The sequence below is a fragment of the Klebsiella pneumoniae genome (genome assembly GCF_000742135.1).
Classification (GTDB): Bacteria; Pseudomonadota; Gammaproteobacteria; order Enterobacterales; family Enterobacteriaceae; genus Klebsiella; species Klebsiella pneumoniae.
In genome coordinates, this window is sequence record NZ_KN046818.1 from 1 (window position 1) to 12497 (window position 12497).

A 12497-nucleotide genomic window follows, 5' to 3' on the forward strand; every position below is an offset into this window, starting at 1 on the left:
CACTGCTGCCTCCCGTAGGAGTCTGGACCGTGTCTCAGTTCCAGTGTGGCTGGTCATCCTCTCAGACCAGCTAGGGATCGTCGCCTAGGTGAGCCGTTACCCCACCTACTAGCTAATCCCATCTGGGCACATCTGATGGCATGAGGCCCGAAGGTCCCCCACTTTGGTCTTGCGACATTATGCGGTATTAGCTACCGTTTCCAGTAGTTATCCCCCTCATCAGGCAGTTTCCCAGACATTACTCACCCGTCCGCCGCTCGTCACCCGAGAGCAAGCTCTCTGTGCTACCGCTCGACTTGCATGTGTTAGGCCTGCCGCCAGCGTTCAATCTGAGCCATGATCAAACTCTTCAATTTAAGTTTGATGCTCAAAGAATTAAACTTCGTAATGAATTACGTGTTCACTCTTGAGACTTGGTATTCATTTTTCGTCCGAGGACGTTAAGAATCCATGTCACTTTGAGTGCCCACACAGATTGTCTGATAAATTGTTAAAGAGCAGTTGCGACGCGCTTTAGCGCTCTGTCGCGAGGTGGCGTATATTACGCTTTCCTCTTTCAGAGTCAACCCGTTTTTCAGGATTTTTCTCTGCAACCGAACTGGCTGTTTGTGTGAAGTGATTCACATCTGCCGTGTCAGTGGGAGCGCATTATAGGGAGTTCGCCGGAAGTAGCAAGCGTTAAAATAGAAAAATCTTATCGACCGCTCATTATTTGAACTTTTCGCTAATTCATCTTCTTACCATTAAAGGCGCAATCCCAGTGTTCATGCGGCCTGCAGCGCAATTTACGCTAAGATCGGTTTTTGGCGAAAATGTGATTTTTCTCTCTTACCCAACGCCATTATCGCGCCGATGGTGAATTAAGCACCACTCTTGACCCACGACAATGCGCCCGCCCGGCCCTCATTTCTATAATCAGGCCCGTTTCTTCTTACTGGTAATAATCGATGGCTTATCAACTCAACATTAACTGGCCCGAGTTTTTAGAAAAATACTGGCAGAAACAGCCGGTGGTATTAAAAAACGCGTTTCCGGACTTCGTCGACCCGATTACTCCGGACGAGCTGGCCGGATTAGCCATGGAGCCGGAAGTCGACAGCCGGCTGGTCAGCCTGAAAAACGGCAAATGGCAGGCCAGCAATGGTCCTTTTGAACATTTCGGCGGGCTGGGCGAAACCGGTTGGTCCCTGCTGGCCCAGGCGGTAAACCACTGGCATATGCCTGCCGCCGAGCTGGTGCGTCCATTCCGCGTACTGCCGGACTGGCGCCTGGACGACCTGATGATCTCCTTCTCCGTCCCCGGCGGCGGTGTCGGCCCGCATATCGATCAGTATGACGTCTTTATTATTCAGGGCATGGGCAGCCGCCGCTGGCGCGTGGGTGACAAGCTGCCGATGCGTCAGTTCTGTCCGCATCCGGCACTGCTGCACGTCGATCCGTTCCCACCGATCATTGATGAAGATCTGCAGCCGGGCGACATCCTCTATATTCCACCGGGATTCCCGCACGACGGCATAACCCACGAAACCGCCCTGAACTACTCCGTCGGCTTCCGCGGGCCAAACGGCCGCGACCTGATCAGCAGCTTCGCCGACTATGTGCTGGAGAACGATCTCGGCGGCGAGCACTACAGCGATCCGGACCTCACCTGCCGCGAGCATCCGGGCCGGGTTGAAGAGTATGAACTCGAACGCCTGCGCACCATGATGATCGATATGATTCGCCAGCCGGAAGACTTCAAGCAGTGGTTCGGCAGTTTCGTCACCACCCCGCGTCACGAGCTGGATATTGCGCCGGCGGAACCACCGTATGAAGAAGAGGAAGTGGTCGATGCGCTGCTGGGTGGTGAAAAGCTTTCCCGCCTGAGCGGCCTGCGCGTTCTGCATATCGGCGACAGCTTCTTCGTGCATAGCGAACAACTCGACACCACCGATGCCGAAGCGCTGGATGCGCTGTGTCGCTATACCTCATTAGGCCAGGAAGAGCTCGGCAGCGGCCTGCAGAATCCGGCGTTCGTGAGCGAACTGACGCGGCTGATTAATCAGGGCTACTGGTACTTCGAAGAGTAAGAGAGTCGCGATACTGCGGGCAGCCGCCTGGCGCTGCCCGGTTTCTTTTATGACTCATCGTCAGTAAAGAGCTGTTCAATCGATTTGGTCGGATAAAACAGTAAGTTACTATTTTCATCCACGAGCTGTATAAACCCCAGACGAAGATAGAATGCTTTAGCCTTCTCATTAAGGGCTTCAACAAATAATCCGTAGATGCCAACGGCTTTAGACGCTCCCCACACCACTCGCATCGCATGGGCAACCAACATCTCTCCCCAGCCCTGCCCCTGAACAGATTTATCAATGGCCAGCCGCCCGAGGGTTACGCTTGGCGCATTTTGATACGGGATTTTCTTTTGCTGAGTTTTAGACGGCAACATGCCTCGCTCGAAACAACTCCCCGATAAGGTGTAATAACCCAGCAACCTGGGAACGGTATCCCCGGAGACCAGCGCATAACCCCTTAAGATTTGTCCATCGTGCTGCCGCTTGAGGTGCTCTTTTAAAAACGTATTCAGCGCTTCCTCGCCGCAATCAAATCCAGTGATATCGTAGCTGAACGCATCGGCAATCATCTCAATCGTCAGTTGCTGCTCCATTAGCTCTACCTTACCTGGTTTGTAGACGCTTCGCTGCACGTTTCAGTCGATCATTCGGGGCTGGCGGTTGGGTAATCGCCTCCATCACCAGGCTCCATGATTGCTCATTGAGGACCATTCTGCGGTGCTGCTCAATCACTTCCGCAGCACGTTCTGAGGCACTGGCAACCACAAACTGGGTAATCGTCTGATTCGAAATTGCCGCAGCTTCCTCGATGATGCTCTTATCATCATCGGTTAATCTCAAATCTATACGCTGCTTTTTAAGTGCGGGCATACGTTATCTCCGGCCTGGTGCAAACTTCATGTACGGTTATTTTCCGTACATTTAATATAGCGACAGAAAGCCACATACTCAACTATCACTCGCGGATTGCGCCTATTTCGGCAACATCACAATAAACCGCGTCGAGCGCAGATCGGACTGCGCCGCCACGCTGCCGTGGTGGGCTCCGACAATCGATTTCACAATCGCCAGGCCGATGCCGCTGCCCCCCCCTTTGCGCTGGCGCGAGGGGTCGACGCGATAGAATCGGTCAAACAGGCGCGGCAGATGCTCGGCGGCAATCGGCATACCGGGGTTCTCCACCACCAGGCGTACCGTCTCCGCGCTTTCGCTCAACTGGATGGTCACCGCCTGCCCGGCCGGCGTATAGCGAATCGCGTTCGACAGCAGGTTGCTGATTGCCCGCCGCAGCATCAGCGGATCGCCCGTCACCCGGCAGGGGCTACCGACAAAACGCAGCGCCACCGCTTTCTCTTCCGCCCACGCCTCAAAGAACTCAAACACCTTATGCACTTCATCGGCCAAATCCAGCGCCCGCTGTTCGGGGATCAGCTGGTTGTTATCGGCCTGGGCAAGGAACAGCATATCGCTAACCATCCGCGACATCCGCGAGAACTCTTCGAGATTGGAATACAACACCTCTTCCAGCTCCTGCGGGCTGCGGCTCTGGCTTAAGGCGATTTCGGTTTGCGTCACCAGGTTGGTAATCGGCGTGCGGATTTCATGGGCGATATCGGCGGAGAAGTTGGACTGGCGGGTAAAGACATCCTCTATGCGCTCCAGCATATGGTTAAACGACAGCGCCAGCCGCTCCAGCTCGACAGGCACCGCCTGCGGGTCAAGGCGCACATCGAGATCCCGCGAGGTAATATTCTGGATCTGGCGGCTGATCTGGCGGATCGGCTTATGCCCCTGGTAGACCACAAACAGCACGATGGCGATGATCAGCAGGCTGATTATCGACGCCGCGGAGATCAGCTTCGCTTTCAGCTCATTAATATAGTGCAGGTGAAAATCGATGGATAAGGCCATCAGCAGGTGGTACGCCGGTTTACCGTCCGCCTGCTTGCCCAGCGGCAGCATGATCAGCCGCCAGGCGCGGGTCTCCAGTGGATGATTATCGTGCGCCATTGCCCGCGGCTGCGGGTCGGTCCATGAAATCACATTCCCGTCGCGGAGCTGCATCGCCAGCCCCGGCGTACTCAGCATATGGCTGAGATCCGGCCCGTTGGGCGACTGGAAGAGAATATTGCCCTGGCCATCGTCCAGGCAGATGAAGACGTTGGCGTAGCCCGCAATGATATTCTTCACGATCTCCAGACGCCGCGCCTGCGGGTAGTCAGCGTGGTCGAGGACCGTCTCCAGGGTGGTGCTGAGCTGTCTGAGATCGTGAACGTCGCGCTCTTCAAAGTGGGCCTTCACCGAATGGATCATGATCCAGGTGAAGGCGAAGAAGGCAATGACGGTGGCGAGGCTAATAAAGAAGGTCAGCCGGGTGGCCAGGGAAAAGGGGCGCTTAGCGGCCATCCGGCACCTCAAGCATATAGCCGACGCCGCGCACGGTCTGGATGAGCTTCGGCTCGAAGTCGTTATCAATTTTGGCGCGCAGCCGCTTCACCGCCACGTCGATGGCGTTAGTGTCGCTGTCGAAGTTCATATCCCACACCTGCGAGGCAATTAACGAACGCGGCAGCACCTCGCCCTGATGACGCAGGAAGAACTCCAGCAGCGTGAATTCCTTACTGGTCAGGGTGATGCGGGTGGCGCCGCGCGTCACCTTGCGGCTGACCAAATCGACGCTGAGATCGGCCGCCTGAAACTGGCTTTCGACGATGACCGCCGCCCCGCGGCGCAGCAGAGTACGCACCCGCGCCAGCAGCTCCGCAAAGGCGAACGGTTTTACCAGATAGTCGTCAGCGCCCAGCTCCAGCCCCTTCACCCGATGCTCAATGGTGCCCAACGCGGTAAGCAGCAGGATCGGCATGCCTTTCCCGGCGGCGCGCAGCATGCGCACGATATCCCAACCGTTCACATCCGGCAGCATGATGTCGAGGATCAGCAGATCGTAATCGCTGGTCATCGCCAGGTGATAGCCGTTGAGGCCGTTATCGGCCAGGTCGACGACGAAGCCGGCCTCGGTGAGCCCTTTGGTCAGGTACTCTCCGGTTTTCTTCTCATCTTCGACAATCAAAATCTTCACGGCAGGCTCCTTCACGCGCGCTTTGTGCGGGTATTCAATTTTAGAGGAGCGCCTCCGGATAGCAATGAAATATCAGGAAAATGACAGCTTTGTCATTTTCCCGTCACGCCCTGAACAGAGCCCGCTACGTAAAGTAGCCGCCATGGATAAATCGTCGAAACCGTCTGCCGCCATGCGTTCAATACAGCTACTTACCCTCAGCGTGATATTTGCCTTAACCGGCTGTCTGTCGCTCGCTCCGGACTACCAGCGCCCCGCAGCGCCGGTACCGCAGCAGTTCTCTCTCAGCCAGAACAAGCTGGTTACTGCAACAGCGGGCTACCAGGAGACCGGCTGGCGCACCTTTTTCGTCGACCCGCAGGTGAAAAGCCTGATTAGCACCGCGCTGGCCAACAACCGCGATCTGCGGATGGCGACGCTGAAAGTGCAGGAAGCCCGCGCCCAGTACCGGGTTACCGACGCCGACCGCTACCCGCAATTGAACGGTGACGGCAGCACCACCTATGGCGGCAAGCTCAAAGGCGACACCACCACCAGCAGCGATTATACCGCCGGCTTAAACCTCAGCTACGACCTCGATTTCTTTGGCCGGCTGAAAAACCTTAGCGAGGCCGACCGACAGAACTTCTTCGCCAGCGAAGAGGCGCGGCGCGCAGTGCATATCCTGTTGATTGCTAACGTTTCACAAAGCTACTTCAACCAGCGGCTGGCGGCAGCGCAGCTGCAGGTGGCCAACGATACCTTACAGAACTATCAGCAGTCTTACGCCTTCGTTGAAAAACAGCTGCTGACCGGGAGCACCACCGTGCTGGCGCTGGAGCAGGCGCGCGGCATGATCGAAAGCACCCGCGCCGATATCGCCAAACGTCAGGGCCAGCTGGCGCAGGCCAATAACGCCCTGCAACTGCTGCTCGGCAGCTATCAGCGCCTGCCGGACGATAGCGCCAGCAGCGCGGTAGACCTGCAAGGCGTAACCCTGCCGCCATCGCTCTCCTCAGCGATCCTGCTGCAGCGGCCAGATATTCTGGAAGCCGAACACAGCCTGCAAGCGGCCAACGCCAACATCGGCGCCGCGCGGGCGGCCTTCTTCCCGTCGATCACCCTGACCAGCTCGCTCTCCGGCAGCAGCAGCGAACTCTCCAGCCTGTTTAACGCCAGCGGCGCGATGTGGAACTTCATTCCCAAAATCGAACTGCCGATTTTCAACGCCGGGCGTAATCAGGCCAGCCTCGATCTGGCGGAGATCCGCCAGCAGCAGCAGGTGGTCAACTATGAACAAAAAATCCAGTCCGCCTTTAAAGAGGTGGCCGACGCGCTGGCCCTGCGCCAGAGCCTGGCCGATCAAATTGCCGCGCAGGAGCGCTATCTCGCCTCGCTGAATATCACCCTGCAGCGCGCCACTGCGCTCTATCGCCACGGCGCGGTCAGCTATATCGAAGTCCTGAGCGCCCAGCGCGATATTTTCACCACCCGACAAACCCTGCTGGAACTCAACTATTCCCGTCAGGCAAATGAAATCACCCTGTTCACCGCTCTCGGCGGCGGCTGGATGGAATAACCCAAGGAGTCTTGATGATGAATTCACTATCTAAAATAACCCTGTTCACCCTGCTCTCTGGCGCGGTGTTCACCGCCCAGGCCGCCGACCCGCACGCCGGCATGGCGATGCACGAGCAGCCCGCCGCCGCGCAGGCGCAAAGCATCACTGGTAAAGGCGTCATTAAAGCCATTGATATGGATAGTAAAAAAATCACTATCGCCCACGAGGCCATCCCGGCGGTGAACTGGCCGCCGATGACCATGCGCTTCACCATCACCCCGCAGACGCAGCTCAACAATGTGAAGGATGGCGACAGCGTGGACTTCACCTTCGTTCAGCAGGGCAATCTGTCGCTGTTACAGGATATCCGCGCCCAATAACAGCCCGGCGACGGTAGGCCCCCTCAACAACTGAATGGACGACACATGGCATCCCTGACACTGAAAAATACGGCGCTGATCCTCGGCAGCATGCTGATTGGCGGCGCGCTTACCGCGGCGCTGTATATCCGACTGACGCCGACCCACTCTGCCGCTCCGGCGGCCGAGCAGCAGCGTAAAGTGCTGTTCTGGTACGACCCGATGTACCCGAACACCCGCTTTGATAAACCGGGTAAATCGCCGTTTATGGATATGGATCTGGTGCCGAAATACGCCGATGAGGAGCATGCCGCCGCCGGTGCGCCGGGGGTGCGTATCGACCCGACGCAGACCCAGAATCTTGGGGTGAAAACCGTCGCCGTCACCCGCGGGCCGCTGCGCTACGCTCAGACCTTCCCGGCCAATATCAGCTATAACGAGTACCAGTATGTGATTATGCAGGCGCGGGCGGCGGGCTTTATCAATAAAGTCTATCCGCTGACCGTCGGCGACAAAGTGAAACAAGGCACGCCGCTGCTCGAGCTGACCATCCCCGACTGGGTGGAAGCGCAGAGCGAATATCTGCTATTGCAGGAGTCCGGGGGCACCGCCACCCAGGTCGAGGGGATCCTCGAGCGTCTACGTCTCGCCGGAATGCCGGACGACGATATCCGCCGCCTGAAAGCCATGCGCAAGATCCAGACCCGCTTCACCCTCAAGGCGCCCATCGACGGGGTGATCACCGCCTTCGATCTGCGCGCCGGAATGAACATCGCCAAAGATAACGTGGTGGCGAAAATTCAGGGCATGGACCCGGTGTGGGTCAGCGTGGCGGTCCCGGAATCCATCGCCTGGCTGATCAAAGACGCCTCGCAGTTCAGCATTCAGGTTCCCGCCTGGCCGGGCAAAACCTTCCGCATCAGCAAATGGACCCTTCTCCCCAGCGTCGATAGCGCCACCCGCACCCTGCAGCTGCGCCTGCAGGTCAACAACCCGGATGAAGCGCTGAAGCCGGGGATGAACGCCTATCTGCAGCTGACCAGCGAAAGCGCCCCGATGCTGCTGATCCCCTCCAAAGCGCTGATCGACAGCGGCGGCGAGCAGCGAGTGATCACCGTCGATAACGAGGGCCGCTTCGTGCCGAAAATCGTGCAGGTATTCCATGAATCCGCCGGCGTCACGGCCATTCGCAGCGGGCTGCAGGAGGGTGAGAAAGTCGTCGCCAGCGGCCTGTTCCTGATCGACTCGGAGGCCAATATCGCCGGCGCGCTGGAGCGCATGCGCGCGCAGGCCCCTGATGCCGCGGCCTCTGCCGCCCACGCGCACTAAGGAACGGAACCATGATTGAATGGATTATCCGCCGCTCGGTGGCCAACCGCTTCCTGGTGATGATGGCGGCGCTGTTTCTCAGCATCTGGGGAACCTGGACCATCATCCACACCCCGGTAGACGCCCTGCCGGATCTCTCTGATGTACAGGTGATCGTCAAAACCCGCTATCCGGGGCAGGCGCCGCAGATCGTCGAAAACCAGGTCACCTGGCCGCTGACCACCACCATGCTGTCAGTCCCCGGCGCCAAAACGGTGCGCGGCTTCTCGCAGTTTGGCGACTCCTACGTATACGTGATTTTTGAAGACGGCACCGATCCTTACTGGGCGCGCTCGCGGGTGCTGGAGTATCTCAACCAGGTACAGGGCAAACTTCCCGCCGGGGTCAGCGCCGAAATGGGCCCGGACGCCACCGGCGTCGGCTGGGTCTTCGAGTACGCGCTGGTCGACCGCAGCGGCAAGCACGACCTCGCCGAACTGCGCTCCCTACAGGACTGGTTCTTAAAATATGAGCTGAAAACCATCCCTAACGTCTCGGAAGTGGCGTCGGTGGGCGGCGTGGTCAAGGAGTATCAGATTGTCGTCGACCCGATGAAGCTGACCCAGTACGGCATCAGTCTCGGCGAAGTGAAATCGGCGCTGGACGCCTCTAACCAGGAGGCGGGCGGCTCTTCCGTCGAACTGGCGGAAGCCGAATATATGGTGCGCGCCAGCGGCTACCTGCAGACGCTCGACGACTTCAAAAATATCGTGCTGAAAACCGGGGATAACGGCGTGCCGGTTTATCTCGGCGACGTCGCGCGGGTACAGATCGGCCCGGAGATGCGCCGCGGAATCGCCGAGCTTAACGGCGAAGGCGAAGTGGCCGGCGGCGTGGTGATCCTGCGCTCCGGCAAGAACGCCCGCGAGGTGATCTCGGCGGTCAAAGAGAAGCTGGCGTCGCTGCAAAGCAGCCTGCCGGAAGGGGTGGAAGTGGTCACCACCTACGACCGCAGCCAGCTTATCGACCGCGCCATCGACAACCTCAGCTACAAGCTGCTGGAAGAGTTTATCGTCGTCGCCCTGGTCTGCGCCCTGTTCCTGTGGCACGTGCGCTCGGCGCTGGTAGCGATTATCTCGCTGCCGCTCGGCCTGTGCTTCGCCTTTATCATGATGCATTTCCAGGGGCTCAACGCCAACATCATGTCGCTGGGCGGGATCGCCATTGCGGTGGGAGCGATGGTCGATGCCGCCATCGTGATGATTGAGAACGCCCATAAGCGGCTGGAGGAGTGGGAACATCAGCACCCGGGAGAGAAGCTCAGCAACGACACACGCTGGAAAATCATTACCGAGGCCTCGGTGGAGGTCGGCCCGGCGCTGTTTATCAGCCTGCTGATCATCACCCTATCGTTTATCCCGATTTTCACCCTCGAAGGCCAGGAGGGCAAACTGTTCGGTCCGCTGGCCTTCACCAAAACCTGGTCGATGGCCGGGGCGGCGCTGCTGGCGATCGTGGCGATCCCGATCCTGATGGGCTTCTGGATCCGCGGCAGGATCCCGGCGGAGAGCAGCAATCCGCTGAATCGCTTTTTGATCCGCATTTATCACCCGCTGCTGCTGAAGGTCCTGCACTGGCCGAAGACTACCCTGCTGATTGCGCTCCTGTCGATCCTGACGGTTGCCTGGCCGCTTAACCGGGTCGGCGGCGAGTTTCTGCCGCAGATCAACGAGGGCGACCTGCTGTATATGCCGTCCACGCTGCCGGGGATCTCCGCTGCGCAGGCGGCGGATATGCTGCAGAAAACCGATAAGCTGATCATGACGGTGCCGGAAGTGGCAAGGGTGTTCGGCAAAACCGGCAAGGCCGAAACCGCCACCGACTCGGCGCCGCTGGAGATGGTGGAGACCACCATTCAGCTCAAGCCGCAGGATCAATGGCGACCGGGGATGACCATGGAGAAGATCGTCGAGGAGCTGGATAAAACCGTGCGCCTGCCGGGACTGGCGAACCTGTGGGTGCCGCCGATCCGCAACCGCATCGACATGCTCTCCACCGGCATCAAGAGCCCGATCGGCATTAAAGTTTCCGGCACCAACCTGGCCGATATCGACGCCATCGCCGGGCAAATTGAAGTGGTGGCGCGCAGCGTGCCGGGCGTCACGTCGGCATTAGCCGAGCGGCTGGTCGGCGGGCGCTACCTCAACATTGATATTCATCGTGAGAAGGCGGCCCGCTACGGGATGACCGTCGGCGATGTGCAGCTGTTTGTATCGTCCGCCATCGGCGGGGCGATGGTTGGCGAAACGGTAGAGGGCGTCGAGCGCTATCCGATCAACATCCGCTACCCGCAGAGCTATCGCGACAGCCCGGAGACCCTGCGCCAGCTGCCGATCCTCACCCCGCTGAAGCAGCAGATCGTTCTTGGCGAGGTCGCTGAGGTCAAGGTCGTTACCGGGCCATCGATGCTGAAGACCGAGAACGCCCGCCCGACCAGTTGGATCTACATCGACGCCCGCGACCGCGACATGGTGTCGGTAGTGCACGATCTGCAGCAGGCCATCGGCAAGGAGGTGAAGCTGAAGCCGGGCATCAGTGTGTCCTACTCCGGGCAGTTTGAGCTGCTGGAGCGCGCCAATCAGAAGCTGAAGCTGATGGTGCCGATGACGCTGATGATTATCTTCGTGCTGCTGTATCTAGCGTTCCGCCGCGTCGGCGAAGCGCTGCTGATTATCACCAGCGTGCCGTTCGCCCTTGTGGGCGGGATCTGGTTCCTCTACTGGATGGGGTTCCATCTGTCGGTGGCCACCGGTACCGGCTTTATCGCCCTCGCCGGGGTGGCGGCAGAATTTGGCGTGGTGATGCTGATGTACCTGCGCCACGCCATCGAGGCGGAGCCATCGCTGGAGAATCCGCAAACTTTCAGCGTCGATAAGCTCGACGAGGCGCTGTACCAGGGGGCGGTGCTGCGCGTTCGGCCGAAGGCGATGACCGTGGCGGTGATTATCGCCGGCCTGCTGCCGATTTTATGGGGCACCGGCGCCGGTTCGGAAGTCATGAGCCGTATCGCCGCGCCGATGATTGGCGGGATGATCACCGCCCCGCTGCTGTCGCTGTTTATCATTCCGGCGGCGTATAAGCTGATGTGGCTGTATCGGCATCGGGGCAAGCGTAGCCAATAGCCCGCCGCGTTTACGCCGGTCCGGGAAATTGGCTATAGTGGCGCCATTCTTCTGGCCGGCGTGAACGTCCCTATGAATCTGAACCTGGTATGTTATTCCCTGCTGCTGCTCACCGCCGTGGGCAGCGCCCTGCTGCCCTACCCGCTGGCGATGTGGTTTTTACTGAGCAGCCTTCTGACATGGCTTATCTATGGCGCCGACAAGCTGGCGGCGCGCAAAACCTGGCGCCGGGTGCCGGAAACCACGCTGCTGGTGCTGGGCCTGGCGGGAGGCTGGCCGGGGGCCATCCTCGGCCAGCAGTGCTTTCGCCATAAAACGCAAAAGCAGCCCTTCCGGACGCGGTTTTTCATCAGCGTAGCGCTCAACGTGGCGGCGCTGGCCGGGCTGTACGTGGTTTATACCCATCTGCTCAGCCGCTAAGCGGCGAGGCTAGCGCGGCGTCTGGCGGATCCACACCAGGCGATCGACGTCAAAGCCCAGCTCGCGCGCGGTATTCAGGTAATCCTGCTTCACCGCCGCCGGAATGGTGGGGGTTCGCGACAGGATCCACAGATAGTCGCGGTTGGGGCCGCTGACCAGCGCGTACTGGTAGTCGTCGTCCAGGCGGATCACGTTATAGCCGCCGTAGAACGGCCCGAAGAACGACACCTTCAGCGCCGCAGTGGTGGGGGCGCCGGTGAAATAGGCTTTCCCGTCGCTCTCATTCCAGCGTTTTTTGACCGGGTCATAACCGCGGTTGACGACGCTGATCCCTCCGTCGCTGCGGGCGCCGTAGGTGGCGGTCACCTGCTCCAGGCCTCGCTCGAAGCGATTCTCCAGGCGGGCGACCTCATACCATTTCCCGAGATAACGGCTGGCGTCAAACCCGCTAATCGGCTGAACGCCCTTCGGCGGCGTGGGCGATTTGCAGGCCACCAGGGTTAACGCGATAGCGACGCCGGTGACAACAGGCCATAGCTTCATGAGAACTCC

General features: G+C 59.2%; 11 protein-coding genes and 1 rRNA gene. 6 read left to right on the top strand and 6 right to left on the bottom strand.

Translation table 11 applies throughout. The features are described 5' to 3' along the window. Positions 1–356 (bottom strand): 16S ribosomal RNA (locus DR88_RS0124810); the annotation flags it as partial. Between the two features lie 591 nt (positions 357–947). On the opposite strand from DR88_RS0124810, the gene DR88_RS24805 reads away from it, so the two are divergent. Further along, entirely contained in the window at positions 948–2069 is a 1122-nt protein-coding gene (locus DR88_RS24805) for a ribosomal protein uL16 3-hydroxylase (protein WP_025862175.1), read from the top strand. Between the two features lie 47 nt (positions 2070–2116). On the opposite strand, the gene kacT is transcribed toward DR88_RS24805, so the two are convergent. The 4 genes from kacT to cusR all read right to left on the bottom strand — a co-directional run bounded on the left by kacT (position 2117) and on the right by cusR (position 5136). Then, positions 2117–2650, bottom strand: a complete 534-nt coding sequence (gene kacT / locus DR88_RS24800; RefSeq protein WP_004178461.1) for a type II toxin-antitoxin system toxin KacT — start codon at positions 2648–2650, stop codon at positions 2117–2119. Between the two features lie 10 nt (positions 2651–2660). Beyond that, positions 2661–2927 (bottom strand): type II toxin-antitoxin system antitoxin KacA, encoded by a 267-nt coding sequence (gene kacA, locus DR88_RS24795; protein ID WP_002887278.1) that lies wholly within the window; start codon positions 2925–2927, stop codon positions 2661–2663. Positions 2928–3029: 102 nt separating this feature from the next. Beyond that, complete coding sequence (locus DR88_RS24790) at positions 3030–4463, bottom strand: Cu(+)/Ag(+) sensor histidine kinase (RefSeq protein WP_032443758.1); 1434 nt, start codon at positions 4461–4463, stop codon at positions 3030–3032. Beyond that, the gene (cusR, locus tag DR88_RS24785) at positions 4453–5136 is read right to left on the bottom strand and encodes a copper response regulator transcription factor CusR (RefSeq protein WP_002887273.1); all 684 of its coding nucleotides are present in this window, start codon (positions 5134–5136) and stop codon (positions 4453–4455) included. Before cusR ends, DR88_RS24790 begins: the two co-directional genes overlap by 11 nt. A 172-nt stretch (positions 5137–5308) precedes the next feature. Here cusR and DR88_RS24780 point away from each other — a divergent pair, with 172 nt between their 5' ends. The 5 genes from DR88_RS24780 to DR88_RS24760 all read left to right on the top strand — a co-directional run bounded on the left by DR88_RS24780 (position 5309) and on the right by DR88_RS24760 (position 11945). Next, positions 5309–6694: an efflux transporter outer membrane subunit gene (locus DR88_RS24780; RefSeq protein WP_032443759.1), complete on the top strand. Its 1386-nt coding sequence runs from the start codon at positions 5309–5311 to the stop codon at positions 6692–6694. A gap of 17 nt (positions 6695–6711) precedes the next feature. Next, entirely contained in the window at positions 6712–7056 is a 345-nt protein-coding gene (gene cusF / locus DR88_RS24775) for a cation efflux system protein CusF (protein WP_025862174.1), read from the top strand. Between the two features lie 45 nt (positions 7057–7101). After that, positions 7102–8364: an efflux RND transporter periplasmic adaptor subunit gene (locus DR88_RS24770; protein WP_004146890.1), complete on the top strand. Its 1263-nt coding sequence runs from the start codon at positions 7102–7104 to the stop codon at positions 8362–8364. An 11-nt stretch (positions 8365–8375) separates the two neighbouring features. Continuing rightward, entirely contained in the window at positions 8376–11525 is a 3150-nt protein-coding gene (locus DR88_RS24765; RefSeq protein WP_004146889.1) for a CusA/CzcA family heavy metal efflux RND transporter, read from the top strand. A 72-nt stretch (positions 11526–11597) separates the two neighbouring features. Continuing rightward, complete coding sequence (locus DR88_RS24760; RefSeq protein WP_025862173.1) at positions 11598–11945, top strand: DUF1294 domain-containing protein; 348 nt, start codon at positions 11598–11600, stop codon at positions 11943–11945. Between the two features lie 9 nt (positions 11946–11954). Here the strand turns inward: DR88_RS24760 and DR88_RS24755 are convergent, their stop codons facing one another. Beyond that, positions 11955–12488 (bottom strand): lipocalin family protein, encoded by a 534-nt coding sequence (locus DR88_RS24755; RefSeq protein ID WP_002887259.1) that lies wholly within the window; start codon positions 12486–12488, stop codon positions 11955–11957. Positions 12489–12497 lie beyond the last annotated feature (9 nt).

Bases quoted from the DNA above. Each gene is read 5' to 3' on its own strand.
- DR88_RS24755 (WP_002887259.1), bottom strand. From the start codon at position 12,488: ATGAAGCTATGGCCTGTTGTCACCGGCGTCGCTATCGCGTTAACCCTG.
- DR88_RS24770 (WP_004146890.1), top strand. From the start codon at position 7,102: ATGGCATCCCTGACACTGAAAAATACGGCGCTGATCCTCGGCAGCATG.
- kacT (WP_004178461.1), bottom strand. From the start codon at position 2,650: ATGGAGCAGCAACTGACGATTGAGATGATTGCCGATGCGTTCAGCTAC.
- DR88_RS24760 (WP_025862173.1), top strand. From the start codon at position 11,598: ATGAATCTGAACCTGGTATGTTATTCCCTGCTGCTGCTCACCGCCGTG.
- cusF (WP_025862174.1), top strand. From the start codon at position 6,712: ATGAATTCACTATCTAAAATAACCCTGTTCACCCTGCTCTCTGGCGCG.
- DR88_RS24780 (WP_032443759.1), top strand. From the start codon at position 5,309: ATGCGTTCAATACAGCTACTTACCCTCAGCGTGATATTTGCCTTAACC.
- DR88_RS24805 (WP_025862175.1), top strand. From the start codon at position 948: ATGGCTTATCAACTCAACATTAACTGGCCCGAGTTTTTAGAAAAATAC.
- DR88_RS24765 (WP_004146889.1), top strand. From the start codon at position 8,376: ATGATTGAATGGATTATCCGCCGCTCGGTGGCCAACCGCTTCCTGGTG.
- DR88_RS24790 (WP_032443758.1), bottom strand. From the start codon at position 4,463: ATGGCCGCTAAGCGCCCCTTTTCCCTGGCCACCCGGCTGACCTTCTTT.
- kacA (WP_002887278.1), bottom strand. From the start codon at position 2,927: ATGCCCGCACTTAAAAAGCAGCGTATAGATTTGAGATTAACCGATGAT.